Source organism: Janthinobacterium sp. HH104 (assembly GCF_001758715.1).
Classification (GTDB): domain Bacteria; phylum Pseudomonadota; class Gammaproteobacteria; order Burkholderiales; family Burkholderiaceae_D; genus Janthinobacterium; species Janthinobacterium aestuarii.
The window spans coordinates 65,450-91,382 of the sequence record NZ_LRIB01000020.1 but is presented as its reverse complement, the minus strand read 5'-3'; the positions used below and the strand labels follow the sequence as shown (position 1 = coordinate 91,382).

25 protein-coding genes are annotated in these 25,933 nt (G+C 64.3%); 8 read left to right on the top strand and 17 right to left on the bottom strand.

What is annotated here, in order from left to right; genetic code table 11:
• Positions 1 to 269: 269 nt before the first annotated feature.
• The 6 genes from JAB6_RS05880 to JAB6_RS05855 form a co-directional block, all read right to left on the bottom strand.
• Complete coding sequence (locus JAB6_RS05880; RefSeq protein ID WP_083292559.1) at positions 270 to 962, bottom strand: tetratricopeptide repeat protein; 693 nt, start codon at positions 960 to 962, stop codon at positions 270 to 272.
• Positions 963 to 1,017: 55 nt separating this feature from the next.
• A complete protein-coding gene (locus JAB6_RS05875) occupies positions 1,018 to 3,114 on the bottom strand; it encodes a bifunctional 2',3'-cyclic-nucleotide 2'-phosphodiesterase/3'-nucleotidase (protein WP_070301739.1) in 2,097 nt (698 codons plus the stop codon).
• 89 nt (positions 3,115 to 3,203) lie between these two features.
• Complete coding sequence (locus JAB6_RS05870) at positions 3,204 to 3,653, bottom strand: TlpA disulfide reductase family protein (RefSeq protein ID WP_070301738.1); 450 nt, start codon at positions 3,651 to 3,653, stop codon at positions 3,204 to 3,206.
• Positions 3,650 to 4,117, bottom strand: coding sequence for a DUF3299 domain-containing protein (locus JAB6_RS05865; protein ID WP_034748355.1), 468 nt, complete (start codon positions 4,115 to 4,117; stop codon positions 3,650 to 3,652). The genes JAB6_RS05870 and JAB6_RS05865 overlap by 4 nt, the downstream gene beginning before the upstream one ends.
• Before the next feature lie 12 nt (positions 4,118 to 4,129).
• Complete coding sequence (locus tag JAB6_RS05860) at positions 4,130 to 5,308, bottom strand: FtsX-like permease family protein (protein ID WP_070301737.1); 1,179 nt, start codon at positions 5,306 to 5,308, stop codon at positions 4,130 to 4,132.
• The gene (locus JAB6_RS05855; protein ID WP_070301736.1) at positions 5,305 to 5,967 is read right to left on the bottom strand and encodes an ABC transporter ATP-binding protein; all 663 of its coding nucleotides are present in this window, start codon (positions 5,965 to 5,967) and stop codon (positions 5,305 to 5,307) included. The genes JAB6_RS05860 and JAB6_RS05855 overlap by 4 nt, the downstream gene beginning before the upstream one ends.
• A 137-nt stretch (positions 5,968 to 6,104) precedes the next feature.
• Here JAB6_RS05855 and zigA point away from each other — a divergent pair, with 137 nt between their 5' ends.
• Genes zigA through JAB6_RS05835 form a run of 4 tightly spaced genes read left to right on the top strand, consistent with a single transcriptional unit; the run spans position 6,105 to position 9,697 of the window.
• Positions 6,105 to 7,331: a zinc metallochaperone GTPase ZigA gene (gene zigA, locus JAB6_RS05850; RefSeq protein WP_070301735.1), complete on the top strand. Its 1,227-nt coding sequence runs from the start codon at positions 6,105 to 6,107 to the stop codon at positions 7,329 to 7,331.
• Positions 7,332 to 7,350: 19 nt separating this feature from the next.
• On the top strand, positions 7,351 to 8,349 hold the full coding sequence (locus JAB6_RS05845; protein WP_070301734.1) for a GTP-binding protein: 999 nt from the start codon (positions 7,351 to 7,353) through the stop codon (positions 8,347 to 8,349).
• Complete coding sequence (locus JAB6_RS05840; RefSeq protein ID WP_070301733.1) at positions 8,346 to 9,134, top strand: hypothetical protein; 789 nt, start codon at positions 8,346 to 8,348, stop codon at positions 9,132 to 9,134. Before JAB6_RS05845 ends, JAB6_RS05840 begins: the two co-directional genes overlap by 4 nt.
• Positions 9,135 to 9,178: 44 nt before the next feature.
• The gene (locus JAB6_RS05835; RefSeq protein ID WP_070301732.1) at positions 9,179 to 9,697 is read left to right on the top strand and encodes a GNAT family N-acetyltransferase; all 519 of its coding nucleotides are present in this window, start codon (positions 9,179 to 9,181) and stop codon (positions 9,695 to 9,697) included.
• A 5-nt stretch (positions 9,698 to 9,702) separates the two neighbouring features.
• On the opposite strand, the gene JAB6_RS05830 is transcribed toward JAB6_RS05835, so the two are convergent.
• The 9 genes from JAB6_RS05830 to JAB6_RS05790 all read right to left on the bottom strand — a co-directional run bounded on the left by JAB6_RS05830 (position 9,703) and on the right by JAB6_RS05790 (position 20,426).
• Positions 9,703 to 10,128, bottom strand: coding sequence for a Fur family transcriptional regulator (locus JAB6_RS05830; RefSeq protein ID WP_034748338.1), 426 nt, complete (start codon positions 10,126 to 10,128; stop codon positions 9,703 to 9,705).
• A 103-nt stretch (positions 10,129 to 10,231) separates the two neighbouring features.
• The gene (locus tag JAB6_RS05825; RefSeq protein WP_070301731.1) at positions 10,232 to 11,572 is read right to left on the bottom strand and encodes an alpha/beta hydrolase; all 1,341 of its coding nucleotides are present in this window, start codon (positions 11,570 to 11,572) and stop codon (positions 10,232 to 10,234) included.
• A gap of 108 nt (positions 11,573 to 11,680) precedes the next feature.
• Complete coding sequence (locus JAB6_RS05820) at positions 11,681 to 12,559, bottom strand: peptidase (RefSeq protein ID WP_034748331.1); 879 nt, start codon at positions 12,557 to 12,559, stop codon at positions 11,681 to 11,683.
• 91 nt (positions 12,560 to 12,650) lie between these two features.
• The gene (locus tag JAB6_RS05815) at positions 12,651 to 13,460 is read right to left on the bottom strand and encodes a transglutaminase family protein (protein ID WP_070301730.1); all 810 of its coding nucleotides are present in this window, start codon (positions 13,458 to 13,460) and stop codon (positions 12,651 to 12,653) included.
• Entirely contained in the window at positions 13,460 to 14,404 is a 945-nt protein-coding gene (locus JAB6_RS05810) for an alpha-E domain-containing protein (RefSeq protein ID WP_070301729.1), read from the bottom strand. The genes JAB6_RS05815 and JAB6_RS05810 overlap by 1 nt, the downstream gene beginning before the upstream one ends.
• Positions 14,398 to 15,852 (bottom strand): circularly permuted type 2 ATP-grasp protein, encoded by a 1,455-nt coding sequence (locus JAB6_RS05805; RefSeq protein ID WP_070301728.1) that lies wholly within the window; start codon positions 15,850 to 15,852, stop codon positions 14,398 to 14,400. Before JAB6_RS05805 ends, JAB6_RS05810 begins: the two co-directional genes overlap by 7 nt.
• 173 nt (positions 15,853 to 16,025) lie before the next feature.
• Positions 16,026 to 17,153 (bottom strand): HAMP domain-containing sensor histidine kinase, encoded by a 1,128-nt coding sequence (locus JAB6_RS05800; RefSeq protein WP_070301727.1) that lies wholly within the window; start codon positions 17,151 to 17,153, stop codon positions 16,026 to 16,028.
• Positions 17,154 to 17,237: 84 nt separating this feature from the next.
• Positions 17,238 to 18,113 carry a hypothetical protein gene (locus JAB6_RS05795; protein WP_139143298.1) on the bottom strand — a complete coding sequence of 292 codons (876 nt, stop codon included), beginning with the start codon at positions 18,111 to 18,113 and terminating at the stop codon, positions 17,238 to 17,240.
• Positions 18,114 to 18,215: 102 nt separating this feature from the next.
• Positions 18,216 to 20,426 carry a TonB-dependent siderophore receptor gene (locus JAB6_RS05790; RefSeq protein WP_070301725.1) on the bottom strand — a complete coding sequence of 737 codons (2,211 nt, stop codon included), beginning with the start codon at positions 20,424 to 20,426 and terminating at the stop codon, positions 18,216 to 18,218.
• Positions 20,427 to 20,659: 233 nt separating this feature from the next.
• On the opposite strand from JAB6_RS05790, the gene JAB6_RS05785 reads away from it, so the two are divergent.
• The 3 genes from JAB6_RS05785 (at position 20,660) to JAB6_RS05775 (ending at position 23,787) form a co-directional block, all read left to right on the top strand.
• Positions 20,660 to 21,337, top strand: coding sequence for a hypothetical protein (locus JAB6_RS05785; protein WP_139143297.1), 678 nt, complete (start codon positions 20,660 to 20,662; stop codon positions 21,335 to 21,337).
• A gap of 259 nt (positions 21,338 to 21,596) precedes the next feature.
• Entirely contained in the window at positions 21,597 to 22,550 is a 954-nt protein-coding gene (locus tag JAB6_RS05780) for a 2-hydroxyacid dehydrogenase (protein WP_070301723.1), read from the top strand.
• Positions 22,551 to 22,596: 46 nt separating this feature from the next.
• On the top strand, positions 22,597 to 23,787 hold the full coding sequence (locus JAB6_RS05775) for a low temperature requirement protein A (protein WP_070301722.1): 1,191 nt from the start codon (positions 22,597 to 22,599) through the stop codon (positions 23,785 to 23,787).
• A gap of 7 nt (positions 23,788 to 23,794) precedes the next feature.
• Here the strand turns inward: JAB6_RS05775 and JAB6_RS05770 are convergent, their stop codons facing one another.
• Entirely contained in the window at positions 23,795 to 24,325 is a 531-nt protein-coding gene (locus tag JAB6_RS05770) for a GNAT family N-acetyltransferase (protein WP_070301721.1), read from the bottom strand.
• Positions 24,326 to 24,416: 91 nt separating this feature from the next.
• On the opposite strand from JAB6_RS05770, the gene JAB6_RS05765 reads away from it, so the two are divergent.
• A complete protein-coding gene (locus tag JAB6_RS05765; RefSeq protein WP_070301720.1) occupies positions 24,417 to 24,983 on the top strand; it encodes an XRE family transcriptional regulator in 567 nt (188 codons plus the stop codon).
• A gap of 2 nt (positions 24,984 to 24,985) precedes the next feature.
• Here JAB6_RS05765 and JAB6_RS05760 read toward each other — a convergent pair whose 3' ends face one another.
• Positions 24,986 to 25,882: a LysR family transcriptional regulator gene (locus JAB6_RS05760; protein ID WP_070301719.1), complete on the bottom strand. Its 897-nt coding sequence runs from the start codon at positions 25,880 to 25,882 to the stop codon at positions 24,986 to 24,988.
• Positions 25,883 to 25,933: the final 51 nt, after the last annotated feature.

Here is a 25,933-nt window from a genome sequence, read left to right as displayed (position 1 = left end):
TCATGGCTAGGCAGAGCAATGGACGCACCGGCGCTACTCAAACACTGGCTGGGTTGAATGAACACTCACCGGGGCTGGTCCAGAGTAAAATTTCTAAAATGCAAACCAGTGTAAACTTTTTTATGCGGGATGGCTTGCCGCGCCGCCCGAGCAAGCTCAGGCGGCGTCCTTGCATCATAAGCGCTGAGTAGCTGCCGCTCCCGCACGCTTGCAAGTTGCAAGTATATAAAGGCAGGCTTTGATCACGCCACTGGCCTTTTGCCCAGTTTTTAAAACTTGTTCCAGTTGTTATGCCGGTGCTCCGTCGCTTCCTTCATCAGGTGGCCGGCGCGCAGGGCGTCGTCGGCTTGCACCGTCATGGCCAGTTCCTGGATGGCGGGCGGGTATTCGTGGTGGGCCGCTTCTTCCAGCAGCGCATGGCCCTTGGCCGGGTCGCGCGGCACGCCGCGGCCTTCGCGGTAGGCGTTGTACAGCAAAAACATGGCGTGTGGATTGCCCAGTTCGCTGGACCTGGCCAGCCAGTGGGCGGCTATCACGGGGTCTTTGGGCACGCCTTCGCCATTCGCCGCCAGCAAGCCCAGCATCAGGGCCGCCTTCGCATGGCCTTGCTGGGCCGCTTGCCGGTACCACAGCCACGCCTGGCCAGGCGTAGCCGCGCGCAGCATCTGGCCCAACTCGAAGGCCGCTTCCGTGTCGCCCGCGCGGGCCGCCTGTTCGAACAGGCTCAAGGCATCGGCGCGGCGCTCGGGCCGGGCCTGGTAAATCAGCGCCAGTTCGCGTTCGGCGACGGGCATGTCCTTGCTGGCCCAGCTGCGTACACGGCGTTCGGCCTGGTGGTCGCCTGCCTGGCGCGCATGCATGGCGACGGCTTCGATTTCCGCCGCCGTGGGCGGTGGCGACGACTGGCAGGCGGTCAAGAACGTTGCCAGCACGACGGCGGGCAGGGAGAGTGGATGTTTCATCTGGATCAGCTTTCATCAAGACAGGCCGGAACCGCCGCGGTTCCGGCCATGGACCTTATTTGCTCAGGTCGATGCGGTACTTGGCGAAACCGCTGGCGTCGAGTCCGCCTTCGGCCGCCACGTTGGCGATGCCGCTGCCTTGCGCCAGCGCCAGATGGCCCGGCGCCGAGCGCAGGATCACGGGACCGGCCGTGGCCGTCTTGACGAAGCTCCAGCTGCGCGCACTGCCATTGGCCGCCAGGGTCACCTTGCCGCCCTTGGTACTCAGCGACGCCAGGTAGTTGCTGACGACGGCCTGGTTCGCATCGGGCGACTTGATGATGGTCTTGCTGCCGTCGATGCCGGGCACGGCGCCGCCGCCACCGGCGCGGTAGTCGTTGGTGGCAACGATGAAATCATCGCCGTCGGCCACGGGCGCACCCTTGTACGTGAGGTTGACGATGCGGCTGCCCGGTTTTTTCGTCACGTCGATCTGGTACGTCATCGCATTGTTTTCCGCGTAGAACACGTCATAGTTATAGATCGTGCCATACGTCGGCACCAGGTCCTGCTCGGTGCTGCTGGCCGGGTCGATCTGGGCAAATTGCTTGGCCGACGTTTCCAGCCACGCTTTCAAGTCCGAGCCCTTGATCTTGACGGCTTGCAGATTGTTATTGCTATACAAATACAAGTCGCCCGGATTGCGCACCTGCAAGCCGATCGGTGCGGCCGGCGTCGCACCCGCGGCCACGTCCGTGAAGTCGGACGGTCCGTTGCGGCCCGCCTTGAACGGCGCGCTGCACGAGATGACGGGAATATTCTTGTAGCTGGCCAAGGTGGCGTCCATGCTGGTGGCGATGAAGTTCTTCACGTAGTCGAGCTGCGCCTGGTTCACCAGCTGGATGGCGCTCACGTCGCCCACCAGCGCGAAGTAGGCCGACATCTCGAAATCCGTGCTGATGCCCAGCGGCTGCTTGGCGTAGGCGATGGTGGCCGCGTGCTCGGTGGCAACGAGAGGCGCGATGGCCGGATCGGCTTTCACGAGAGTCGTGCCATCCGTGTACTTGAAGCCGCGCGATTCCACCGTCGTCTTGGCCGGCTGCACTACCCACTTGCCGCTTTGATACACCATCGTCAGCTTGATGATGCCCAGGCGGCGGCCCCAGCTTTGCGCCATGACGGTCGGCACGCCGTTCACAAAGCCGTTGACGGCGTCGATCTTGGCGCTGACCGGGAAGGCGGCAAACGAGGCGTCCAGCGCGGCCGCACCCGTCTCTTTACCTTTCGGGAAGATCAAATGGGAATGGCCGATCATCAGCGCGTCGATGCCCGTGGTGGTCAAATGATAGCTGCCGTTTTCCATCTTCGGGCTGTAGGCGCTCGTGTCCAGGCCGCCATGCGACAGGGCCACGACGAGGTCGGCGCCCTTGCTGCGCAACTCCGGCACGTACTGTTTTGCCGCTTCCTGCACACCCGTCACGCTGACCTTGCCAGCGAGCACTTTTTGATCCCATTCGAGGATTTGCGGCGGTACAAAGCTCAGCACGCCCACATTGATTTTGACGGTCAGCTTGCTGCCATCGGGCGCCGTGGCGGCGAAATCGCGGGGCAGCACAGTGTAGGGCTGGAAGATGGGCTTGCCGCTGGCCACGCCGACGACATTGCTCAGCACGGAAGGGAAGGCGGGCGCGCCGCACGTGCCCGACGGCTTGGCCACGCCGGGAATGCCGAAATCCGTGTTGGTGATCTGGCTCAGGTAGGGCAAGCCGTAGTTGAACTCATGGTTGCCCATGCCGCCCGCGTCGTATTTCAGCGCGTTCATGGCTTTATGCACGGCCAGGGTGCCGGAGCACGGTACGGGCGCGGCAACGGCTTGCAAGTCGGCCAGCAAGGTGCCCTGAATGACGTCGCCATCGTCGAGCAGCACATTGTTCGGATTTTCCGCGCGCGCAGCTTGGATCAGGGTCGACGTGCGTTCCAGGCCCAGGCTCGTGTCTTCGGCCAGCGCATAGTAGTTATAGCTCAACACGTTCGAGTGGATATCGGTGGTTTCCAGCAATGCCACGGTGACCGTCGTGCCCTCGGGAATGGCCGGAGCTGTATTCGAACTGCCGTTGCAAGCAACGAGACCCGCACTTGCCAGCGCCGCCAGCATGACCCTATTTGTTTTCATTACCGCCCTCGCAGAGATTCAAAGGACGCGACTGTAACGCCGCCATGTGACGCGGCGATGACAGTCGTACTAAGCGCATGGATACAGGCTTACGCGCAGGCGGCCACGGCCTTGGTTAGCCAGGCTGCATCGACGGGCCCCAGGCGCCGCGTGCAGATCCGATGTTGAGAAGTCAGGATCACTGTGTATGGCAAGCCCTTGATTTGATTGCCAAAGATGGGCAGCAAGGCGGGTAAAGCCAAGGCTTGGGGATAGCTGGCCCGGTGCTGCCGCAGGAACGCTTGCGCGGCCGCCCGCGTGTCGATGGCGATGCCGATGAAGGGAAGTTTTGGCTGCTTGGCGGCGTGGGCATGCAATATCGGCAACTCCCGGATGCAGGGCAGGCAGTTGCTGGCCCAGAAGTTCAGCACCACTGGCTGGTTCTCGAACTGGCTGAGTTTTAGCTGGCCATCGCCATCGAGCCGGGCCAAGTCGAAGGATAGCGGCGCGGCAGCCGCATGGCCGGCCAGCAACAGCAATAGCGCCGGCCAGCGCGTCATTGCGGCACCACGGCCGCGTCCGTCATGCGGTAATACAAGCCCATGGGGTCGCTGGCCAGCACCTTCAGCTTGCCTTGCGCGATGAAGGGCGCATAGCTGAATTTCACGGCTGTGCGGCTTTTGATCTCCACCACGCCTTCTGGGCCGGCCGGCAGGCAAAATGGGCAGCTGGCCGAGGTGACGGTCAGCAGGAAGTGTTTCTGCTTTTGGCCCGGCTCCAAGGGCATCATGAAACCTTGCACTTTCACGTCCGTATTGTCGAGCGCGCTGATTTCCGGCGTGTATTTCGGCACCATGCGGCCCTTTTTCGCCTTGACCGTGGTGGCCTTGCCCAGCAGTTTCCACGACACGACGCCGGGCAAGTCCGTCAACGGAGCGAAGAACGACGGTGGTTCGTCGGCGGGGGCGGCGCAGGCAGAGCCGGCCAACAACAGTCCAACGCTCAATAGCATGATTTTCAGCATGTTCGTTTCCTTTCAGGGACGCGCCAGGGTGGCGGCGATATCGGTGCGGTAGGCGCGCGCGGCGGGAATGGCGGCGGCCAGCAGTCCCACCGCCACGGCAATGACGGGCAGCCACGCTTCGCCGGGCGCGATGTGCCACGCTTGCAGATTCAGTTGCTGCATCGATTCCAGCAGGCCAACACCGGCATGGCCCAGCAGCCAGCCCAGCGCCGCGCCCGTCAGTGACAGCAGCAAGCCTTGCGCCAGCAGCAAACGCAGCAGTTTGCCGGGCGAGGCGCCCAGGGTGCGCAGGATGGCCAGGTCTGTCTTGCGCTCTTCCAGTGCGCCATACAGGGCCACGAACAGCGACAGGGCCGCCACCAGCAGCACGCCGGCGGCTATCGCCCGCAACACATCGATGCCCACGCCCAGCAGATTGAACAGCCGTGCCGCCTCGAAAGCGGGCTGGGCCGCCTGCAGGCGCGGCTGGCCATTGACCCAGCGCGGCAGGCTGATGGCGGCCAGGGGCGACGCGTATTGCACCAGCACGGCCGTCAATTCGCGATGGGGCGCAGTTGCCGCTGATTCGTCGGGGTCCGTTTCATGCACTTGCCACACGGAAGCGACGGGCGTGACGATCAATCGGTCGAGTACGGTGCCCGTGGGCGCCAAAATGCCCGTCACCGTGTAGGGCGCGTGCTCGTGCACTTCGCCGCCGGCCGCCAGCCCGTGCGAGCCGGCAAAGCGGGCACCGAGGGTGGCGCCCGTGTCACGGGCCGCCTGGGCGCCGAACACGGCTTGCATCGGTTGCGTGAACAACTTGCCTTGTGCCAGGTGCGCGCCGTAATGGTCGAGCAGCGCCGTGGTGCTGCCGGCGATGCGAAAACCGTGGAAATTGTCGCCCAGCGCAAGCGGGATCGCCGATTGCACAAGCGGCTGCGCGGCCAGCGCAGCCAGCGCGCTGTCGGGGATGTTACCGGTGGGAATATCGGCGTGATACACGGACGACAGGATCAGTTGCAAGGGCGAGCCCTTGGCGCCCACCACGAGGTCGATGCCTTGCGCGTCGCGTTCGGCGTGTTCTTCCAGCTGGCTGGATACGCCAAGAATGAACGTCATCATGGCGATGCCGATGGCCACCAGCAGCAGATTCAGGCTGGACGCCAGCGGCTTGTGGCGCAGGGCGCGCCAGGCCAGGGTGGCCGCGTTCATGCCACCACTCTGGAGCTGGAGCGGGGCAGGCGCAGCACGAGCGCGTCGGGCATGGCGGCCAGTACCCTGGCGTCATGGCTGGCAATCACCAGCGAGGCGCCAACTTGCTCAGCCTGGCTGGCCAGCAGATGCACGACGGCGGTGCAGGCGGCGTCGTCGAGGTTGGCCGTCGGCTCGTCGGCCAGGATCAGCCGTGGGCGCATGACGATGGCGCGCGCGATGGCGGCCCGCTGGCGTTCGCCGCCGCTCAAAGCATATGGGTAGGTATCGAGCTTGTTGGCCAGGCCCAACTGGCCCAGCAGGCTGGCCGCGCGGGCCGGATCGGGCCGCTGCCCGCTGGCGTAGGCGGGCAGCAAGACATTGTCGAGCACGTTCAAGCTGGGCACCAGCGCCAGTTGCTGGGGCAGCAAGCCGATGGTGCGGCCGCGCCAGCTGTCGCGCTGGCGCGGCGTGAGGCTGGGCAGGGACCGGCCCGCCACCTCAAGGCGGCCCGCCTGGGGCGCCAGGATGCCCGCCAGCAAATGCAACAAGGTCGATTTGCCGGAGCCGGACGACCCCAGCAGCAGCGCGTGCTGCCCGGCGGGCAAGTGGAAGGCGTCGATATCAAGTACGGGGCTGGCATGGTCATAGCCATAGGTCAAAGAGGCGAGGTGGAGCATGGAATTCTTTCGGGAGTCAGGCCGGCAAAGATTGCCGCACAAATGCAACTAAGCTGCATTATAATTCAAACGCAATCGACTTGCATTTAAAATCCAAGGTCCATTGCCTCCCTTAATTGCTCATCCGAAAGATACCCATGGCCCAGCGCAAACTCCCCGTCACCGTCCTGTCCGGCTTTCTCGGCGCCGGCAAGACCACCTTGCTCAACCACATACTGCGCAACCGCGAAGGCAAGCGCGTGGCCGTCATCGTCAATGACATGAGCGAAGTCAATATCGATGCCTCGCTCGTGAAAGACAGTGCCGAAGCGGCCGGCGCGGCTTTGTCGCGCACGGAAGAAAAACTCGTGGAAATGTCGAACGGCTGCATCTGCTGCACCCTGCGCGACGATCTGTTGCTGGAAGTGCGGCGCCTGGCTGCGGAAGACCGCTTCGATTACCTGTTGATCGAATCGACGGGCGTGGGCGAACCGATGCCCGTCGCCGCCACCTTCGACTTCGAGGACGAGCACGGCGACAGCCTGAACGACGTGGCGCAGATCGACTGCATGGTCACCGTGGTCGACTGCGCCAACCTGCTCAACGATTTCCACAGCGAAGACAGCCTGGAGCAGCGCGGCGAGACGGCGGGCGAGGGCGACGACCGCCAGCTGGCCAACTTGCTGACGGAACAGATCGAGTTTGCCAATGTCATCGTCCTCAACAAGGTCGACATGGTCGATGCGGCCGAGCGCCTGCGCGTGCTGGCCGTCATCAAGGCGTTGAATCCCGGCGCGCGCATCATCGAAACGAACCAGTCCGTCGTGCCGCTCGACGCCATCCTGGGCACGAATCTGTTCAACCTGGAGCAGGCGGCCAGCATGCCGGGCTGGGCGCAGGAGCTGGCCGGCATCCACACGCCGGAAACGGACACCTATGGCATCAGCAGTTTTGTTTATCGCGCGAAAGAGCCGTTCCACGCGCAGCGCCTGCACGACTACATTGCCCAGCCGATCAAGGGCGTGGTGCGCAGCAAGGGATATTTCTGGCTGGCCAGCCGCCCCGAATGGGTGGCCAGCCTGTCCGGCGCGGGCAAGCTGATGAATATCGAACCCGTGGGCCTGTGGTGGGCGTCCGTGCCGAAGGAGCGCTGGCCAACGGATGCGGCCTCGCTGGCGGAAGTTAACGCGGGCTGGAACGAGACATATGGCGACCGCTACCAGGAACTCGTCTTCATCGGCCAGGACATGGACCAAGCCGCGATCGAGGCGGACTTGAAGAAATGTCAACTCAACTACACGGAAACGCGCCAGGGCATGGCCGCCTGGCGCAAGCTGGCCGACCCGTTCCCGCAATGGCAGCGCATGGAAGAACTCGAAGATTAACCACCGACAGGAAAGCACTATGACAGAACTGATCCCCGTTACCATCATCACGGGTTTTCTCGGCAGCGGGAAAACCACCTTGCTCAAGCGCATATTGCAGGGCGATCACGGCGTGCGCATCGCCGTGATCGAAAACGAATTCGCCGCCGAAAGCATCGACCATGGCTTGCTGGTGCAAGATAGCGACGAGCAGATTGTGGAAATGAACAATGGCTGCATCTGCTGCAGCGTGCGAGGCGACTTGATCCGCATCCTCGGTGAACTGCAGGCCAGGCGCGCGGCAGGAACCATTGCCTTCGACCACGTGATCATCGAAACGACGGGCCTGGCCGCGCCCGGGCCCGTGGCGCAAACCTTCTTTGCGGAGCCCTCCGTCAGCGAGTACTACATGCTCGACGCCATCCTGACGGTGGTCGATGCGCGCCACGCGCAGCAGCAATTGACGGCGCACAAGGAAGCGCAGGAGCAGGTGGGCTTTGCCGACCGCATCCTGTTGTCGAAGACGGACCTGGTCAGCAAGGAAGAGCTGGCCGCGTTGCGCCAGCGCCTGGTCGCCATCAATGGCCGCGCCAGCATACAGAAAGTGCGCTTTGGCAATGTGCCCTTGCGCGACATCCTGAATATTCGCGGCTTCAACTTGAACGCCATCGTCGAGCTGGAGCCGGATTTCCTGGGAGAACTGGGACACCGCCATGGCGATGGCGTGCAATCGTTCGTTTACCACCAGTCCCAGCCTCTCGATCTGCTGCAGGTGGAAAATTTTCTCGATGCCGTGGTGCAGCTGTTCGGTACCCAGCTGATGCGCTACAAGGGCATTTTGTACGTGGCCGACCTGGATTGCCGCGCCGTATTCCAGGGCGTGCACATGCTGATGGGCTCGGAGCTGGGCGCGCCGTGGCGCGACGGCGAACCGCGCGCCAGCAAGATCATCTTTATCGGCCGCGACTTGCCGCAGGATATGCTGATACGCGGCCTGGACCGTTGCGTGACGGCCAGCGTAAGCGAGGTGGCGGCATGAGCGTGGAAGCGGGCTTGCCCGCCCTGGCGCTGATTTTCCTGCTCGGCATGCGGCATGGGCTGGAACCCGATCACCTGGCCGCCGTCGATGGCTTGACCTTGCGCAGCCAGGCCGCCGCGCCGCGCTGGGCACCATGGATGGGCGCGCTGTTTGCGCTGGGGCATGGCGTCACCGTGCTGGCCATCGTCGCTGTCGCCGCCGTCGCGTCGCAGCAATTTACACCGTCGGAGGCAGTATTCGGCTGGCTGGAATGGCTGCCCATCGCCTTGCTATTGCTCATCGCCGGCATGAATGCGCGCAGCTTGCTGGCCGGCGCGCAACTGGCCGAGGTGCGCGGCCGGCTGCTGCCGCGGGCGCTGCGGGGCGCTTCGGGACCGCTCGCCGCCATCCTCGTCGGCATGCTGTTCGCCCTCGTCTTCGACACTGCCCTGCAGGCGGCCGCCTGGGGCTACGCGGCCGTCGCGCTGGGCGGCATGCAGCCGGCCTTGCTCACCGGCCTCGTGTTCGCCGTCGGCATGGGCGTGACCGATACCTTCGATGGCTGGGTCACGGCGAAAGTCATGCGCACGGGGCAGGTGGAGATCGTGCGCGCCTTCCGCCGCCGCCTGGGCTGGCCCATCGTCGCCATCTGCGTGGCGATGGCTGGATACATGGCGGCCGGCAAGTTTGACTCCGCGTGGTCGCTGCCGGAAAGCTGGACGGCGGCCCTGGGCGCGGCCATGGTGCTGCTGATGGCGGCCCTGTACGGCTGGACTTTGCTGGGTTTGCGCCGCGTGCGTGCCTGAGCTGGAGGCGTGGGTATAATGGGAAAAAACTGCCGGATTCCACCATGCCCGCACCCGAGATCGTCATCCGCCTGCTGACGCCAGCCGACACCCCCGCCTTTTGCGCGCTGCGCCTGCGCGCCATCCTCGATTCGCCCAGCTCGTTTTCTTCGTCGCGGGAAGACGAGCTGGCCCGTACGCCGGAAGAACATGCGCAGCGCATTGCCGGCGGCGCCTTTCAGCGCGGCTTTGGCGCCTTCGATGGCGATCGTCTCGTCGGTTTTGCCGGATTGCAGCGCGAAAAGATGCGCCAGTTGTCGCACAAGGCATTGTTATGGGGCGTGTTCGTCGACGTGACGCAGCGGGGCAAGGGCGTGGCGCGGCGGCTCGTCAACGCCTGCATCGAACAGGCCGAACGCGACCCTGCCATCATGCAAGTGCACTTGAGCGTGAATGCGGAAAACAATGCCGCCTTGCGGCTGTATGAATCGCTGGGATTTATCGCGTATGGCACGGAGCCGCGCTCGATGCGCGTCGGTGAGCTGTTCCATGACGAGCATCACCTGGCCTTGCTGCTGAAGTGACACCGCTATTTGCAGCGCGGGCACAGGCCCTTGATCAGGTAATCGACTTCGCCGCCGCTGAAGCCTTCCGGCAAGAGCACGGGCGGCGGCAGCTTGACTTCATTGAAGCAGGTGACGTTCGCGCATTTGGTGCATTGGAAGTGCGCGTGCTCGTGCGCCTGGTGGCCGGCGCCCGCGCTGAAGCGCCATACCTGGTCGGTGCCCGCGATGCGGTGCACGAGTTCATTTTCCGTCAGCCATTCCAGCACCCGGTACAGGGTGACGGAATCGATATCGCTGTCCTGCGACAGCGCCTGCTGGATTTCATGGTGGGTCAGCGAACGGCTTTGCGCCATTAAAAAGTCGAGCACCTTCACGCGCGTCTTGGTGACGCGGGCGTTGGTGTTGCGGATCAGCGATTCGGCTTGCGGTGTAGAAGATGATGTCAACATGATAGGCCTGCTTGCGGGGGATCGGCTGGCGGCGTCATCGCCGTGCCCGTTGCCACCCTCTGGGCCGTATCTTAGCATGCGTGCCGCACCGGATGGAACGGCGTCACGGTTTGAACGTCCAATAGCGGCCGGCCGCCGTGTCGACGGGGTCGAGAAAGCGCTGGTCGGCGCGCACATGGTTGCGTATCAGATAAAACATGTCGGACAGGGCGGAGCGCTTTTCCGCGAAATACGTGTGTTTCATGAAACTCGTGTCGACCCCGGTGGCGTCGATGGTTTCCACGCCGGCCACGATCAGCATGCCCGCGCCGCTGTCGCCCGCGCGCGCGTAGCCGTGCACGGCCTTCGAGGCGGCCAGGGCCAGGTCTTGCGACGAGGCATACAAGGTGACGGGGTTGCGCGCGCCGGCCAGTTTCGGCGCGATATCGTGCTTGAAGATGGCCGCGTCGATATCGGGTGCGGACAGGATGATTTCCGTGATCTTTTGCGCCAGCTGCGGCTGCGCGGCCAGCAAGTCGGCCACGGCCCGCGCCAGGCCACGGCTGCCCATGCTGTGGCCCACCAGATAGACTTGCGCCGCCTCCGTGCTGGCGAGAAAGTCGGCCAGGAAGGCCGTCATGTGGGGCGTGCTCCATTCGATATTGTTTTCATCGATGGTGTAGCCGGCCACGCCGCCGCGCGACGGCCAGCTGTAGAACACGGGCGCGCCATCGAAACCGAGGTCGTAGGCCATCTGTCCCGTGCGCCGCGCCGCATCCTCGAAACTCACGTTGTAGCCGTGCACGAAGAGAAAGGCGCTTTTATCGGCCGAGGCGCGGATCTGGGTTTTGAGTGCGGCAAAGAAGTTGTCGCGGTCCTGCACCTCGGCGGACAGCACCACCACGTGCTTGGCCGGGTCGTCGCGAAATTCCAGGCGCCACAGCGACGGCGATTCCAGCTGGCCCATGCGGTGGTCGCGGGGGATGCTGATGTCGCAGCTGCCATAGCTGAGCGGGCCATTGCCGCCCAGGATGTTGCGTTCGCCGCTGAAGCGCTGGGCCGGCGGCTTGCCCACGTCGCGCTGGCGGTCCGTGGCGAAATATACTTTGACTACCGCATAATTCGACACGACGGCGCTTTTATCGGCCGGGGCGGGCGCCGCTTCCACGTCGGGTGCCTGGGGCAAAGGCCGCTGCACCGCATCGAGCAAGCCTTGCGCGGCAAACAGGGTTTCCATGTCGTCCGGCACTTTGGCGCTGGACAGGGCGGCCGACAGGGCCAGTTGCAGCTGGGTATTGGCAGGCTCGGCTTCCAGCGCGGCGATGGCGGCCAGGATGGCGGCGGCGCTGTCGAACTTGGCGATGGCCTGCTTGAGCCGCTCATAGTGGCTGGCGACGGCTTCGGGCGCATGGCCGGGCGCGCCATGCCCGATGGCCGCCACGACGGCGGAAGTGATCAAGTCCATGCGCTACCTGCCTTTCAGGTCAATCTGGATTAAATATCAACCCATATTGCCATAAAAGCACGCGAAAGGCGACTTGTCCAGCACCGCGCGCAGGCGGTGCGCGGCAGATCAATGCTGCTTGTCGTCGCTGAACTGCTGCGCCAAGGATTGCAGCGGTGCCACGGTCAGGCCGCCGCGGCTCACGTGTTCGGGAATGGCCACGCGCACGGGCTTGCTGTGCATATTGGCGGACGACAGCACGTTCGTCGTCGTCTCGGGCGCCGCATTCCACACGGGGTCGACGATGCCTTCGAACACCTGTTTCAATTGTTCGCCCCAGGTGTCGCGGATCATGCGGAAATACTGGTTCTTTTCATCAATGGTGACAAAGCGCGTGACGGCCAGGCTGCCCGTCTCGTAAACGAGCAGGTCGAGCGGCAAGCCGACGGAAATGTTCGAACGCAGAGTCGAATCCATGGAGATCAGCGCGCACTTGGCCGCCTCGTCCAGGCGCGTGAACGGGTTGACGACGCGGTCGATGATGGGCTTGCCATATTTCGCTTCGCCGATCTGGAAATACGTGTTTTCATCGTGCGATTCGATGAAATTGCCGGCCGAATACACCTGGAACAATCGGCAGCGCTCGGCGCCGATCTGGCCGCCCAGAATGATGCTGACGTTGAAATCGATGCCGCAGTCGGCCAGGGCCTTCGCTTCGCGCAGGTGCACGGTGCGCACGGCTTCGCCCACGATGCGGGCCGCATCGTACATGCTGGCCACATTCCAGATGCTGCGCCCATCCGCATCGACGTGTTCGGAAACGATCTGGCGGATCGCCTGCGAGATCGACAAATTGCCGGCCGTCATCAGGACCAGCATGCGGTCGCCCGGGTTTTCAAACACGCTCATCTTGCGGAAGGTGCCCACCTGGTCCACGCCGGCGTTGGTGCGGGAGTCGGACAGGAAGACCAGGCCTTCGTTCAGGCGCATGCCTATGCAATAAGTCATCGTCGTAAATCAAATCAAAAGGGGAAGCATTTTACACCAGCCGGGCCCGGCATACCGCTGGCAAGGCCCGGCCAGCCTCATTCCTGCCTGTTTACACGGGCACGATCTGCACATCGACTCTTAAGGTTTCCGTGCCGCCACCCTGGCGCACACCGCGCACGGGGGCCGCCGAATCGTAATCGCGCCCGATGGCCAGGCGGCAATACGCATCCGTCATCAGCCGTGCATGCGTGACGTCGATGCTGACCCAGCCCGCGAAATCCGTGTCTTCGACCCATGCGTCGACCCAGGCATGGCTGGCCGCATGGCCCGTCGTACCCGGATCGATATAGCCGGACACATAGCGGGCCGGGATGCCCCAGGCGTGGCAGCAGGCCAGGAACAGGTGGGCGTGGTCCTGGCATACGCCGCGTCCCAGGGCCAGCGCGTCGCCGGCCGTGGTGGTGACCATGGTGGCGCCGCTTTCATACGCGACCTTGCCGACGATGTGCTCGGCCAGGCGCAGCAGATGGCCCGTGCCCGCCGTCACGCTCCGGTCCGGCAGGCTGGCGGCAGCCAGGTCGAGAATGGCGGGATCGGCCTGCGTCAGCGGCGTCGGCATGGTAAACAGCAAGGGCGACAAGGTGTCGATCAGGTTCAGCCGTCCCTTGTGCGGGTAGATGGTTTCCACCACGCCATGCGCCACTAGGCTCAGGGAGTGATGGCTACCGTTAATCGTCAGCATGTGCGACAAGTTGCCGTAGGCATCCGTGTAGGCGTGGCACTGGCCCGGCGTCGTGATTTGCCAGGACAGGGCGCGCTGCTGCGGCTCGATACGCGGTGTCAGGTGCAGCTGCTGGATGGTGTAGGCCAGCGGCGCACTGTAGGCGTAATGGGTTTCGTGGCGGATGGTGAGCTGCATCAGGCCGCCAAGGGAACGAGGAAGTCGCGGCTGACCCGGTTGCCCAGGTCATAGATGTTTTCCAGAAACTCCGTCAGCGTCAGGTGCAAGCCCGCCTTCATGATGTCGTCGATGTGGCCGAATTTTAGTTCTGCGTGCAATTTGCCCGCAAACCGTTCCGTATCAGCCGACACATCGTTGCGGATATGCTTGAGGTTTTCCACCACGTCATCCATGCAGGCCAGGAGCGACCTGGGCATGTCGCCGCGCAGCATCAGCAATTCCGCCACCCGTGCCGGGGTGATCACATCGCGGTAGACCTTGCGGTAGATCTCGAAGCCGGACACGGAGCGCAGCAGGGCCGCCCAGTAGTAAAAATCGCGCTGGGTGATGTCTTTCGACGTGTCGCGCGCGCCGTGAAACTTCACGTCGAGGATGCGCGCCGTGTTGTCGGCCCGTTCCAGGAAGGTGCCGAGGCGGATGAAATGGATGGCCTCATCCTTGAGCATGGTGCCCAGGGTCACGCCGCGCGACAGGTGCGAGCGGTACTTGACCCATTCGAAGAACTGGCTAGGGTCCGTTTCCAGCAGATTGCTTTTCAAGCGCTTCTGCATGTCGAGCCAGGTGGCGTTCTGGATTTCCCACACTTCCGTCGTCAAAGTCCCCCGCACGGCGCGGGCGTTTTCGCGCGCACCCGTCAGGCAGGCGAAGATGGACGACGGGTTGTTCGGGTCGCGCACCATGAAGTCGAGCACGTCGCGCGTGTGGAAGCGGCCATATTTATGGTCGTAGGCGCTTTGCAGCTCGGAAATACCCAGGGTGGCGCGCCAGCCTTGCTCCGCGTCCTGCTCGGACTGGGGCAGCATCGCCGTTTGCATGTTGACGTCGAGCATGCGCGCCGTGTTTTCCGCCCGCTCCGTGTAGCGGGCCATCCAGAACAAATGATCGGCGGTGCGGCTCAGCATGTTTTCTCTCCTGCAAAAACGGATGTGGCTTCCAGTACCCAGGTATCCTTGGTGCCGCCCCCTTGCGACGAGTTGACCACCAGCGAACCTTCGCCGAGCGCGACGCGGGTCAGGCCGCCGGGCACCATGGAAATCGTCTTGCCGGACAGTACGAACGGACGCAAATCGATGTGGCGCGGCGCGATGCCGGCCTCGACATAGGTGGGGCAGGCGGACAGGGCCAGTGTTGGCTGGGCGATGTAGCCGCCCGGATTGGCCAGCAGGCGCTGGCGGAAGTCCTCGATCTGCGCGGCGCTCGAGGCCGGCCCCACCAGCATGCCGTAGCCGCCCGCGCCATGCACTTCCTTGACGACGAGTTTCGCCAGGTTCGCCAGCACGTAGGACAAGTCGGCGCTCTTGCGGCACTGGTACGTGGGCACGTTGTTGAGTATCGGTTCCTGCGACAGGTAAAACTTGATCATGTCGGGCACGAACGGGTAGATCGACTTGTCGTCGGCCACGCCCGTGCCGATGGCGTTGGCCAGGGTCACCCGGCCGGCGCGGTAGACGGACAGCAGGCCCGGCACGCCCAGGGACGAGTCCGAGCGGAAAGCCAGCGGGTCGAGGAAATCGTCGTCCACGCGGCGGTAGATCACGTCGACTCGCTTGGGGCCGCGCGTCGTGCGCATGTACACCGAGTTGTCGTTGACGAACAGATCCTTGCCTTCCACCAGTTCCACGCCCATCTGCTGGGCCAGGAATGCATGTTCGAAATAGGCGGAGTTGTACATGCCCGGCGTCATGACGACGACCGTGGGGTCATCGACGCCCATCGGTGCGACGGAGCGCAGGTTGTCGAGCAGCATGTCCGGGTAATGGTCGACGGGCGCGATGCGGTTGCGCGCGAACAGTTCCGGGAACAGCCGCATCATCATCTTGCGGTCCTCCAGCATGTAGGACACGCCGGACGGCACGCGCAGATTGTCTTCCAGTACATAGAATTCGCCCTGGCCCGCGCGCACGATGTCGACGCCGGCGATGTGGGCGTAAATGTCGGAGGCGACGGAAATACCCTGCATTTCCGGGCGGTACTGGGCATTCTTGTAGATTTGCTCGGCAGGAATGATGCCCGCCTTGATGATGTTTTGCTCATGATAAATATCATGGATGAACATGTTCAAAGCTTGCACGCGCTGCACCAGGCCCGTCTGCATCTGTGCCCATTCGGCGGCGGGAATGATACGCGGGATGGTGTCGAACGGAATCAGGCGTTCCGTGCCGGCATCGTCGCCGTAGACGGCGAACGTGATGCCGACCCGGCGGAACGTCAGGTCGGCTTCGGCCCGCTTGCGGGCGATGGTCTCGGGGGATTGCTGCTCCAGCCAGTTGCTGAATTCACGATAGTGTTCACGTACCTTGCTGTCCGTACCCACTTCATTTGCAGTCATTTCATTGAAAAAATTTGCCATGTTGTGATTTCCCTTGAGCCGTGTCTGACTATAGCTCAGCAGAAATCGTGCCAGTGCCGCGCACCCGAAAGTATGTAAAAAATGACCATTTTTGTGGCGTAAAACCGTCATCCGCACCGTATTGGTGCGTTACTGCGCGGAAAATGCCGGTGTTGGGGCAGGTGGCGGCAAGGTCAGGCGTCCGGCGTGACGTAGGGCCGGCAATCGATGGGCAGGTCGATGGTAAACGTGGTGCCCGTTTCCGGCGCGCTGTCGACCAGCGCGCTGCCGCCGTGGCTTTCCGCCACGTTTTGCACGAAGGGCAGGCCGATGCCCCAGCCGGGCGCGCTGCCCTGGTGTTCGCGGCGCAGGTATTCGAAGATGCGCTCGGTCTGCTCCGGGGCGATGGTGCTGCCCGTGTTGTGCACGGTGAGTATCATGCGTTCGCGCAGGGTGTTGATGTGGATATGGATGGGGCCGTCGTCGCCATACTTGAGGGCGTTGCCCACGAGGTTTTCCAGGGCGCGGCGCAGCGAATTTTCGCACCACCAGCCGGTGACGGACGCGCCCGTGACCTGGCACTTGCCCGGATGGCCCGTATTCACGCTGTCGGCCACCTGCTGCGCCAGCGGCAGGATATCGAAGCGATGCAAGACCAGCGGCAGCTTTTGCCCCCGGTGGTAGCTGAGCGTATCGAGCAATTCCTGGATCATGTCGTCGAGGCGCTTGCCGTGTTCGATGATTTTCGACGCCAGGGCCGGCACGTCGAACTGCTGCGCGCGCCGCTGCAGCAGCTGGGCGCTGTTGAGCATGACGGAGAGGGGATTGCGCATGTCATGCGACAGGCCGGCGGCGATGCGCCGCTGGAAGCTTTCATGCATGGCAGTAAATTCCAGGATGGCTTCGCGGATGCCCGTATCGATCGAGGCATTGATCACCTTCCAGTCTCGGCGCCGCAGCGGCACGCCCGCGTCGAGGGCCGCATCGGCGAAACAGTCGCGGAAGATCTGGTATTCCTGGATCACTTGCTCCGGGCCATAGCTGGTCATGCGCGCCCGTTCGTTGCCGTGTACGGCAGGGGCATTGGTATGGCTGGTGGCATTGTCGCGCGGATAGCCTGGTGTCAGCGCTTCGGCCAGGTTGTCGAAGAAGGCGGGCAAGGTATTGATCAAGATGGGTGTCAGCAGGGCGTCGGCGCCGCGCACCTTGGCGCGCACCTCGTGTTCCCATTGCGTCAGCACGGCATCGCGCATGCTGAAGATGCGCCGCGTACGGGCGGGCATGTCCAGCACGTGCATTTTCTGGTCAGAGGCATAGGTCATCGCAGCTCTCCATCGACAGCTCGGCATCCACGCGGTGCAACGGCGGGAGCTAAAGTATCCTCCAAATCGGCGTGCGGGTGGTGTTCAATTCGGCGCGTCGGCGCCGGTCATGACGGCGCTCAAATGACCGAGGGTTGTATCCCATTGCTCCAGCGAAAAATTCTGCGGATCGTCATGGCCATTCGCATAGCCTGTATCGAGCACGGCGTGGAAGGCGGGGATCAGCCACGTGCCCTTGCGCACGCTGGCGACGATGTACAGCAGGGCCAGGCGCTCGTATTGCGCAGGCGTAAAACCGGGATCGGGCGCCAGCCCGTCGTTGCCCTTGCCGCCGCCAGGTACGGAGTTGCGCGGCTGCACCAGTTCCACATGCAGGAACAGACCCGTCAGCGACGGCTTGTCCTTCTCCAGTTTGCTGGCGTAGCTGGCCGTGCCGAAGTCGCGCACGGCCAGGGAGCCGCCCAGGCGGTTCACGTACACATGGCCTTTCGGACCGCCGCCCAGCGCGGGGTTACGTAAATTGAAATCGTTGAAATCCCAGCTGGCGTCGTTGATATGGCCGGGAATGGGCTCCAGCAGGAAATTCGGGTAGCTGGTGTCGTGGATGACGAAATAGCGGGCCATGGGCGCGGCCAGCCGGCCCACGGCGCGCGACAGCGGTGCATCGACGGCGCCGCCCACGTCCGCTTCGCTGATCGATTGCTGTGCCAGCCAGGCGCGCAGCCGGGTCGGGGCGATGCCCGTGCGCTGGCCGATGCGGGCGGCAAGAAACTCGGGCAGCGGCGCGCTCTCGCCCAGGCGCGCATACAACTTGACGGGGCGCAGCAAGCACGTGGCTTGCGCCCGCGCATCGCCCTTGAAGCCGCTTTTCCAGGCGGCATACGGGCAGGCCGCTTGCTTCTGCGCGGCGGCCGGCAGGGACAGGCAGAGCAAGAGCAGCAGGGCAGGGTATCGTTTCATGGGGGCATTGTCGCCGAAGCGCCGCTTGCGGCACAGGCGCGCACGCGAAAAAAAAGCTGCCCCGGGAAGGGACAGCTTGGTCGCAGGCTGATGCAGGCTCAGTTAGAACGCAACGCTGCCCGAGACGACGAAGGTGCGGGGCGCGGCCAGCACCAGGCTGCCGGCGTCGAACGAGGAGACGGCCGAGGCCCAGTAGCTGCGGTCGGCCACGTTGTCGATGCGCGCGCGCAAGGTTACGTCATGACCGGCCAGCTGCGTCAGGTAGCGCGCGCCGATGTCGACGCGGGTCCACGATGGCAATTGCTTGCTGTTGGCCAGATCCGCATACTGCGTCGACGTGTAGACGGTACGGGCGTTCAGGCTCAAGCCGGGCGCGCCGGGCACGTCCCATTCGCCGCCCACGCTGAGCTGTGTCTTTGGCGCGCCGATGGCATTGTTGCCATTGTTGGCCGGCTTGTCCGTCTTGCGCTGTTCCGTATCGAGCCAGGTCAGGCCGCCCAGCAGGCGTACGCCCGCCATCGGCGTGCCGAAGATGGACAGTTCCAGTCCCTGGTTGCGCTGTTCGCCCGACAGGGTGGCGCGCGAACCGACCACGGCAGGCAAAGGCTTGGCCGTGGAAAACAGGGCGGCGCTCATGCCCAGCCTGCCGCCGTCATACTTGACGCCGATTTCCTTCTGCTTCGACTTGTAGGGCGAGAAGACTTCACCCTTGTTGCTCAGTGGCACGTCATTCTTGCCATCAAAATAGGTGCCGCTGGCAACGGGACCCTTGACCAGCGCCTCGATGTAGTTGGCGTACAGCGACACGTTCTTGCTGGCCTTGTAAACGATGCCGGCCACGGGCGTGGTGGCGCTCTTGTCATAGCTGGAATATTGTACGGCCGTACCGTAGGCATACGCGGCGTCGCGGATCTGCTGGCGGCGCAGGCCCACGGTCAGCAGCAGCCGGTCGTCGAGGAAGGTCATGGTGTCGGCCACGGCGTAGCTGCTGAGGATGGTTTTTTGCGTCAGGCGCGGGTCGCTCATCACGCCGCCCGAGTTCGCGGCCAGGGTGGGCGGCATGGCCACGTCCAGCGGACGGTAGATATTCGTCGGCAAGCCCGCGTAGTCGCTGATCGCATACGCATTCTTCGCTTCGTTCCAGTGCCCGGACCAGCTGGCCACCAGGGTGTGCTGGACGGCGCCCGTCGTGAGCTTGCCGCGGACGCCCAGTTCGCCCGTGCGGATTTCCTGCTTGCGCGCATTGTCGAAGCGGTACACGCTGGCATCGCCATTGAGCGAGCTCAACGTCGGTTGGGCCAGGCTGTTCGATTCCTTCGTCGAACGGCTGCCGAACGCGGCCCAGGCCACGACATCCTTGGCCAGATCCACTTCGGCGCGCGCCGTGCCGAACACATCGTGCTCCTTCGAATAGCTCCACGGCTGGGCAAAGTTCTTCGACGCATCGGGTGCGCCCGGCAAGGCCGTCAGGCTGCCCGTGTTGACGGAAGGACGCGGCGCCGTCAGATCGAAATTCTGGTAGCCGGCATCGGCCGACAGGCGGTAGCCGCGGCCGCGATAATCGAGACCGACGGAAAACATGCCCACGTCGTGGTCTTCGCGCTGGATGCTGGTCTCGCCCTGGCGCTTGGCGGCGTTGACGTGCACGCCAAATTCCTGGTTCGCGCCAAAGCGGCGCGCCACGTCGATGGCCGCGTAAGCGTGGCCGCCCGATTCCATGCCCACCGTCAATTCCGTCAGCGGCGTGTTGCCGGCGCGCTTGGGCATCAGGTTGATGGCGCCGCCGATGCCGCTGCCGCCCGGCGCCGCGCCGTTGAGGAAGGCGCTGGCGCCACGGAACACTTCCACGCGCTCGAGCAATTCCGGCGATACATATTGACGCGGCAACACGCCATACAGGCCGTTGTAGGCCACGTCGTCCGAATCGAGGGCGAAACCGCGGATCACATACACTTCCTGGAAATTGCCATAGCCGCGCGACATGCGCACGGCCGCATCGCTTTGCAGCAAGTCACCCACGCTGCGCGCCTGCTGGTCGGCAATGAATTGCTGCGTATAACTGGTGCTGCCAAATGGCGAATCCATCATGTCCACGGACCCGAGGATGCCCATGCGCCCGCCGCGCGCCACCTGGCCGCCCGCATACGCCTTCGACAAGCCTTCCGCCGACGCATCGGCCGAGGCGTTGACGACAACGGTCGGCATGGTTTGCGCGCCGTTGTCTGCCGGCGTGTTCTGGGCGTGGGCGGCGGCGCTGGCCAGCAGGAAGGCGGCCAGGGCGAACGGGGTAGGGACGAGGTGGAAGGAGCGCATGGTGTTGTCTGGATATTAATGAGAATGATTATCATTATATTCCAGCGCGGCGCATAGCGTGGAAAAGTGTGAGAAAGCGATCAAAAAGTCGCCATTTGTACAACACGCGGCAAGTGAGGGTGCCGGAATCTGGCGCAAAAAGGCGCATCGGACGATACCTTGTGGATTTATTAATGCCTCTGCTCAGGTTTCGCTAGAATGGGCCATCGCGCCCGGCGCCCACAGGAATCCGCATGCCATTGCTCCGCCATCTACCGTCCGCTTCCATGCGCCTGCGCATACGGCGGGGCTTGAGCCTGAAAGGCGCGGCCGTCGCGCTGATCCTGGCCATGCATGCGCTGGGCCTGTATTTCCTGCTGCTGCCGGCGCGGCAACTGAAGCAATACACGGAAGTGGCCTTCATGACCTTGCTGCCGCCCCGGCCAGCGCCGCAGGCGCCACCGCTGGCCTTGCCGCTGCCGATGCCGGCTCCCATGCCGCGCGCGCGGGCTACAGCGCCGTCCGCAATTGCCGCGCCGCCCGCCGTGGCCGCAGAAATCATCATCGTTCCCGCCGAGGAATCGCCTGCCGCACCCGCCACGGTACCGTCCGCCGGAGACTTGCGCACGCGCGCCCGGCTGGCCGCAGGCGCCGCCGACAAGGCCCTGCGCGGCGAAACCAGGCAAGACAAGCCGTGGCTGGCCACTGCCGAACTCAAGAGCGACAGTACCTTCCAGAAGCTGATCGCCTCCGCCTGGCGCGGCGGCCCCGTCATCCGCGTGGAGGAATACCTGACGGCCGACGGCCGTCCCGCCACGCGCGTCGTCAGCGCCGGCGGCGCCACGTGCTTCGGGCTCGATGCGAACCCGGGCGCGGGCGCCGACCCGTTCAAGACGGGTGGCAAGGTGAAAAGAGTGCCTTGCCCGGGTTGAGGTGGTTTGAAGGTTGTGCAGGTCAGATTAGCTGTAGGTCAGATTATCGCAGCGTAATCTGACATGCTGCGTGGCGGCGCTTGTCGGCTTACGCCTGTTGGGCTAAGCCGACCTACGATTGGATGGGGGTAGCCCCACGCGGGAAAAGACCGTGCGCCGGGCAGGGTTTTAGGGGCGGTAATAGGGCAGTCACCCCCGACGTGGCATCAAATATGCTAAGTTGCGTCTGCAAATCCTGCCGACACCGACCCGGACGCCCATGCCACCCGACCTCCTTATCCTCGCTCCCAGCCCTTCGGCTGCCGTCAACGCGCAGCTGGAACAGCAATACACCTGTCATCACGCCTGGCAAGTGCCGGCGGACGAACGCCACGCCTGGCTGGCCGAGCGCGCGCCGCTTATCCGCGCCGTCGTCACGACGGGCGCGCTGGGATTGAATGCCACCGACATGGGCTTGCTGCCGAATCTGGAAATTGTCGCCGTCAATGGCGTGGGTCTCGATGGCGTGGCGCTCGACGTGGCGCGCGAACGGGGCATCGCCGTCACCACCACGCCGAACGTGCTGACGGACGATGTGGCCGACGTGGCGCTGGCCTTGCTGCTGGCCAGCGCGCGGCATATCGTGGCGCTCGACCGTTTTGTGCGCGACGGCGGCTGGGAACGCCGCGAGGCCATCGCCCCGGCATCGAGCCTGCGCGGCAAGACGGCCGGCATCTTCGGTTTCGGCCAGATCGGCCAGGCCATCGCGCTGCGCCTGGCCGTTTTCGGCGTCCACGTCCGCTACTTCCAGCCGCGCGCCATTGCCGATACTACCGTGCCGCGCGCGGAATCGCTGCTGGCCCTGGCGCAGGAAAGCGATTATCTGATCGTTTGCGCGCCGGGCACGCCCGCCACGCGCAAGATCGTCGACCGTACCATACTCGACGCGCTCGGTCCGCAAGGCACCCTGATCAATATCGCCCGTGGCGCCCTGATCGACGAAGACGCGCTGATCGCCGCCTTGCAGGATGGCCACCTGGGCGCTGCCGGTCTCGACGTGTTTGCGGACGAACCGCGCGTACCGACCGCCTTGCGCGCCTTGCCCAACGTCGTGCTCACGCCCCACGTGGGCAGCCTGACCGTGGAAACGCGGCACGCCATGGGCCAACTGGTCGTCGATAACCTGGCCGCGCACTTCGCCGGCTTGCCCTTGCCGACACCCGTAAAGCCATAAAGTCCAGAATCAACCGTTTTAATCAAGCATGAATGAAAGAGTAGCTATGGAATTAAGAAAATCGCTGTTGCGCACGCGCGGCGGGCTGGACAGCGGCAAGGTGGGCATGATCGAGCTGTTCTTCGATCTCGTGTTCGTGTTTGCCGTCACACAACTGTCGCACGGCTTGCTGGCCCACCTGAGCGCCATGGGCTGGCTGCAGACGGGTCTGCTGCTGATGGCCGTCTGGTGGGTATGGATCTTCACGTCGTGGATCACCAACTGGCTTGACCCCGAACGCATTCCCGTGCGCATCAGCCTGTTCGCGCTGATGCTGGGCGGCCTGATCATGTCGGCCTCGATCCCCGAAGCGTTCGGCACGCGGGGTCTGGCCTTTGCCGGCGCCTACGTCGCCATGCAGGTGGGACGGCCCCTGTTTGCCTGGTGGGCCGTGCGCCATGAAGCGCTGTCGCGCCGCCGCAATTTCCAGCGCATCGCTCTGTGGGCCGTGCTGTCCGGCATCTTCTGGATCGCCGGCGGCATGGCGTCGCCCGAACAGCGCATCTTCTGGTGGATGCTGGCACTGGCGATCGACCTGGCCGGGCCCTGGATGCAGTTCGGCCTGCCGGGCCTGGGCCGCTCGACGACGGCCGACTGGGACGTCGACGGCAGCCACATGGCCGAACGCTGCGGCCTGTTCGTCATCATCGCCCTCGGTGAATCGTTGCTGGTGACGGGCGCCACGTTCGCGGGCCTGGAATGGACGGCCGCCAACTGGCTGGGCTTCCTGTCGGCCCTGGTCGGCAGCATCGCCATGTGGTGGATTTATTTCGACACGGGCGCCGAGGCGGGCCATCACCGCATCGCCCACTCGAAAGACCCGGGCCGCATCGCCCGCAAGGCCTACACGTATATCCACGTGCTGATCGTGGGCGGCGTGATCGTCAGCGCCGTGGCCGATGAACTGGCCCTCGTGCATCCGGACGAAGCGAGCTTCGCCGGCATCAGCGCCTTGCTGGGCGGCCCGATCCTGTATCTGCTGGGCAATGCGCTGTTCAAATGGGTCAGCAGCGAGCGCGCCGCGCCGCCGCTGTCGCATCTGCTGGGGATTTTGATCATCCTGGCGCTGATCCCGATGGCCTACGGCCGCCTGTATTCGCCGTTGACCCTGGCCTGCATCACCAGCTGCGTGCTGGTACTGGTAGCCGTGTGGGAACATATGGCGCTGCGCCGTCCACCGCCGGAGATCGATCCTTGATGCCAGCTTAGCCGGGCGGCGCGATGCCGTCCGGATCGCTGCGCGTATCGAGCTGCAGCTGCAGGAATGCCAGGTCCAGCCAGGCGCCGAACTTGGTGCCCACCTGGCGCATCAATCCCACTTCCTCGAAGCCCAGCTGCTTGTGCAGGGCGATCGAGCCGGCATTGCCCGCTTCGATGCCCGCCACCATCACGTGCTTGCCCAGGCCGCGCGCCCGCGCGATTAATTCCACCATCAAGGCCTTGCCGACGCCGGCGCCCCGGCGATCAGCGCGCACGTACACGGAATGCTCGACCGTATGCCGGAAACCCTCGAACGGGCGCCAGTCGCCGAACGAGGCGTAGCCAGCGACATTTTCCTCGGCATCGATCGCGACGAGCACCGGGTAGCCGGCCCGCTGGCGGTCAGCCAGCCAGGCGGCGCGGTTGGCCGCATCGACCGTGCGTTCATTCCAGATGGCCAGGGTATTGCTGACGGCATCGTTGTAGATGGCCAGTATGGCCTCGATATCGCCCGCATGGGCATCGCGTATCTGCATGTTGCTCTCCTCGTCAAGTGTCTACTATAATGGACAAATCATAGATTGCCGCTCACCGCTTGTCCAATAAAATCCGAATGGAAGCCGATACATGTCCACTAAACCAGACGAATTGAATCAGCGCATCGGCGCCAGGGTGCGCCTCGAGCGGGAAAACCTGGGCTGGTCGCTGACGGACCTGGCGGCCCGCTCGGGCGTGTCGCGCGCGATGGTGCACAAGGTGGAGCGGGGTGATTGCAGCCCCACGGCCACCTTGCTGGCGCGGCTGTCGGGCGCCTTCGACTTGAGCATGTCCGAGCTGATCGCGCGCGCCGAGATGTGCGCAGGGCGCTTGCTGCGCAAGGCGGACCAGCCCGTGTGGATCGACCCGCAGAGCGGCTATCTGCGGCGGCACGTGTCGCCCGCGTCCGACATGCCGCTCGACCTCGTGCATATTACCTTGCCGCCGGGCGCCGTGGTGGCGATGCCGGCCGCCGCCTATGTATCGCGGAGACAACTGATATGGTCGCTCAGCGGCAGCCTCGTCTTCATCGAAGGAGACACGCGTCACGTGCTGGACGAGGGCGATTGCCTGGAACTGGGTCCGCCCGCCGACTGCGTGTTCAAGAATGAGACGGCCACCGCCTGCACCTACGCCGTGGCGGTATTGAAGAACTGAGGTCAATCCAGCGCCGCCACGCGCAGCTGGGCAATAAAGGCACGCGCGGCGGGCGCCTGTTCGTGGCGGCGGAAGGCCACGGCGATTTCCGAGCTGATCTGCGGCCCTGCCAGCTCGCGGAACACCACGCCCGGCAATTGCACGCTGGCCATCACGGAATGGGGCACGATGGCGCAGCCGACCCCCAGCGACACTTCCGTCAGCACGGCCACCAGGCTACCCGGGCGCGACACCACCTGCGCCGCAAAGCCGCCGCGCCGGCTCACTTCCAGGGTTCCCAATTCCTGTTCCGGCACGATAAACGCCTGCTGTGCCAGCGCGGCCGGCGCCGCCACGTCAAACGAAGCCAGCGGGCTGTCGGCCTGCACGGCCAGCACGAAGCGGTCGCGCAGCAAGACCCCGCTGTCGAGTCCGTCCGGCAGGTGCAGGGGCGGGCGCACGAACGCCAGGTCGACCCGGCCCTGGTCCAGCAAGCCGGGCAGGGTATCCATCGCGTATTCGCGCGCGCCGATGTGGATGCCCGGGTGGGTGGCACGAAAGCGGGCAAACTGGTCCTGCAGCACGCCGGAATAGGCGGCCGAAGCCACGTAGCCGATTTCCAGCCGTCCCAGCTCGCCCCGGCCCGCACGCCGCGCCACTTCCTGCGCCTGCGCCAACTGCCCCAGCGCCCGCGTGGCCTCGATGACGAACAATTCTCCGGCGGCCGTCAGGGACACAGCGCGCTTGCTGCGCTGGAACAGCCGTGTGCCCAGCAGCTGCTCCGTTTCCTGCACCTGCTTGGTCAGCGCGGGCGGCGAAATACCGAGTTCCGCGGCGGCCCGCGCGAAATGCAGGCTGTGCGCGACGGCCAGCACGCAGCGGAAATGCCGCAGTTCCATCTCTTTATCTGTATTCACCATGGGTAAATTATAAGGCGCCTGTCTTATAACAGGAAATAATACAAGCGTGCT

What these genes read in the sequence shown, in the direction of transcription:
- JAB6_RS05880 (WP_083292559.1), bottom strand. Translation starts at nt 962, where the DNA reads ATGAAACATCCACTCTCCCTGCCCGCCGTCGTGCTGGCAACGTTCTTG.
- JAB6_RS05840 (WP_070301733.1), top strand. Translation starts at nt 8,346, where the DNA reads ATGAGCGTGGAAGCGGGCTTGCCCGCCCTGGCGCTGATTTTCCTGCTC.
- zigA (WP_070301735.1), top strand. Translation starts at nt 6,105, where the DNA reads ATGGCCCAGCGCAAACTCCCCGTCACCGTCCTGTCCGGCTTTCTCGGC.
- JAB6_RS05845 (WP_070301734.1), top strand. Translation starts at nt 7,351, where the DNA reads ATGACAGAACTGATCCCCGTTACCATCATCACGGGTTTTCTCGGCAGC.
- JAB6_RS05765 (WP_070301720.1), top strand. Translation starts at nt 24,417, where the DNA reads ATGTCCACTAAACCAGACGAATTGAATCAGCGCATCGGCGCCAGGGTG.
- JAB6_RS05835 (WP_070301732.1), top strand. Translation starts at nt 9,179, where the DNA reads ATGCCCGCACCCGAGATCGTCATCCGCCTGCTGACGCCAGCCGACACC.
- JAB6_RS05855 (WP_070301736.1), bottom strand. Translation starts at nt 5,967, where the DNA reads ATGCTCCACCTCGCCTCTTTGACCTATGGCTATGACCATGCCAGCCCC.
- JAB6_RS05815 (WP_070301730.1), bottom strand. Translation starts at nt 13,460, where the DNA reads ATGCAGCTCACCATCCGCCACGAAACCCATTACGCCTACAGTGCGCCG.
- JAB6_RS05820 (WP_034748331.1), bottom strand. Translation starts at nt 12,559, where the DNA reads ATGACTTATTGCATAGGCATGCGCCTGAACGAAGGCCTGGTCTTCCTG.
- JAB6_RS05795 (WP_139143298.1), bottom strand. Translation starts at nt 18,113, where the DNA reads ATGAAACGATACCCTGCCCTGCTGCTCTTGCTCTGCCTGTCCCTGCCG.
- JAB6_RS05875 (WP_070301739.1), bottom strand. Translation starts at nt 3,114, where the DNA reads ATGAAAACAAATAGGGTCATGCTGGCGGCGCTGGCAAGTGCGGGTCTC.
- JAB6_RS05770 (WP_070301721.1), bottom strand. Translation starts at nt 24,325, where the DNA reads ATGCAGATACGCGATGCCCATGCGGGCGATATCGAGGCCATACTGGCC.
- JAB6_RS05865 (WP_034748355.1), bottom strand. Translation starts at nt 4,117, where the DNA reads ATGCTGAAAATCATGCTATTGAGCGTTGGACTGTTGTTGGCCGGCTCT.
- JAB6_RS05800 (WP_070301727.1), bottom strand. Translation starts at nt 17,153, where the DNA reads ATGACCTATGCCTCTGACCAGAAAATGCACGTGCTGGACATGCCCGCC.
- JAB6_RS05780 (WP_070301723.1), top strand. Translation starts at nt 21,597, where the DNA reads ATGCCACCCGACCTCCTTATCCTCGCTCCCAGCCCTTCGGCTGCCGTC.
- JAB6_RS05810 (WP_070301729.1), bottom strand. Translation starts at nt 14,404, where the DNA reads ATGCTGAGCCGCACCGCCGATCATTTGTTCTGGATGGCCCGCTACACG.
- JAB6_RS05790 (WP_070301725.1), bottom strand. Translation starts at nt 20,426, where the DNA reads ATGCGCTCCTTCCACCTCGTCCCTACCCCGTTCGCCCTGGCCGCCTTC.
- JAB6_RS05825 (WP_070301731.1), bottom strand. Translation starts at nt 11,572, where the DNA reads ATGGACTTGATCACTTCCGCCGTCGTGGCGGCCATCGGGCATGGCGCG.
- JAB6_RS05805 (WP_070301728.1), bottom strand. Translation starts at nt 15,852, where the DNA reads ATGGCAAATTTTTTCAATGAAATGACTGCAAATGAAGTGGGTACGGAC.
- JAB6_RS05870 (WP_070301738.1), bottom strand. Translation starts at nt 3,653, where the DNA reads ATGACGCGCTGGCCGGCGCTATTGCTGTTGCTGGCCGGCCATGCGGCT.
- JAB6_RS05775 (WP_070301722.1), top strand. Translation starts at nt 22,597, where the DNA reads ATGGAATTAAGAAAATCGCTGTTGCGCACGCGCGGCGGGCTGGACAGC.
- JAB6_RS05760 (WP_070301719.1), bottom strand. Translation starts at nt 25,882, where the DNA reads ATGGTGAATACAGATAAAGAGATGGAACTGCGGCATTTCCGCTGCGTG.
- JAB6_RS05860 (WP_070301737.1), bottom strand. Translation starts at nt 5,308, where the DNA reads ATGAACGCGGCCACCCTGGCCTGGCGCGCCCTGCGCCACAAGCCGCTG.
- JAB6_RS05830 (WP_034748338.1), bottom strand. Translation starts at nt 10,128, where the DNA reads ATGTTGACATCATCTTCTACACCGCAAGCCGAATCGCTGATCCGCAAC.
- JAB6_RS05785 (WP_139143297.1), top strand. Translation starts at nt 20,660, where the DNA reads ATGCCATTGCTCCGCCATCTACCGTCCGCTTCCATGCGCCTGCGCATA.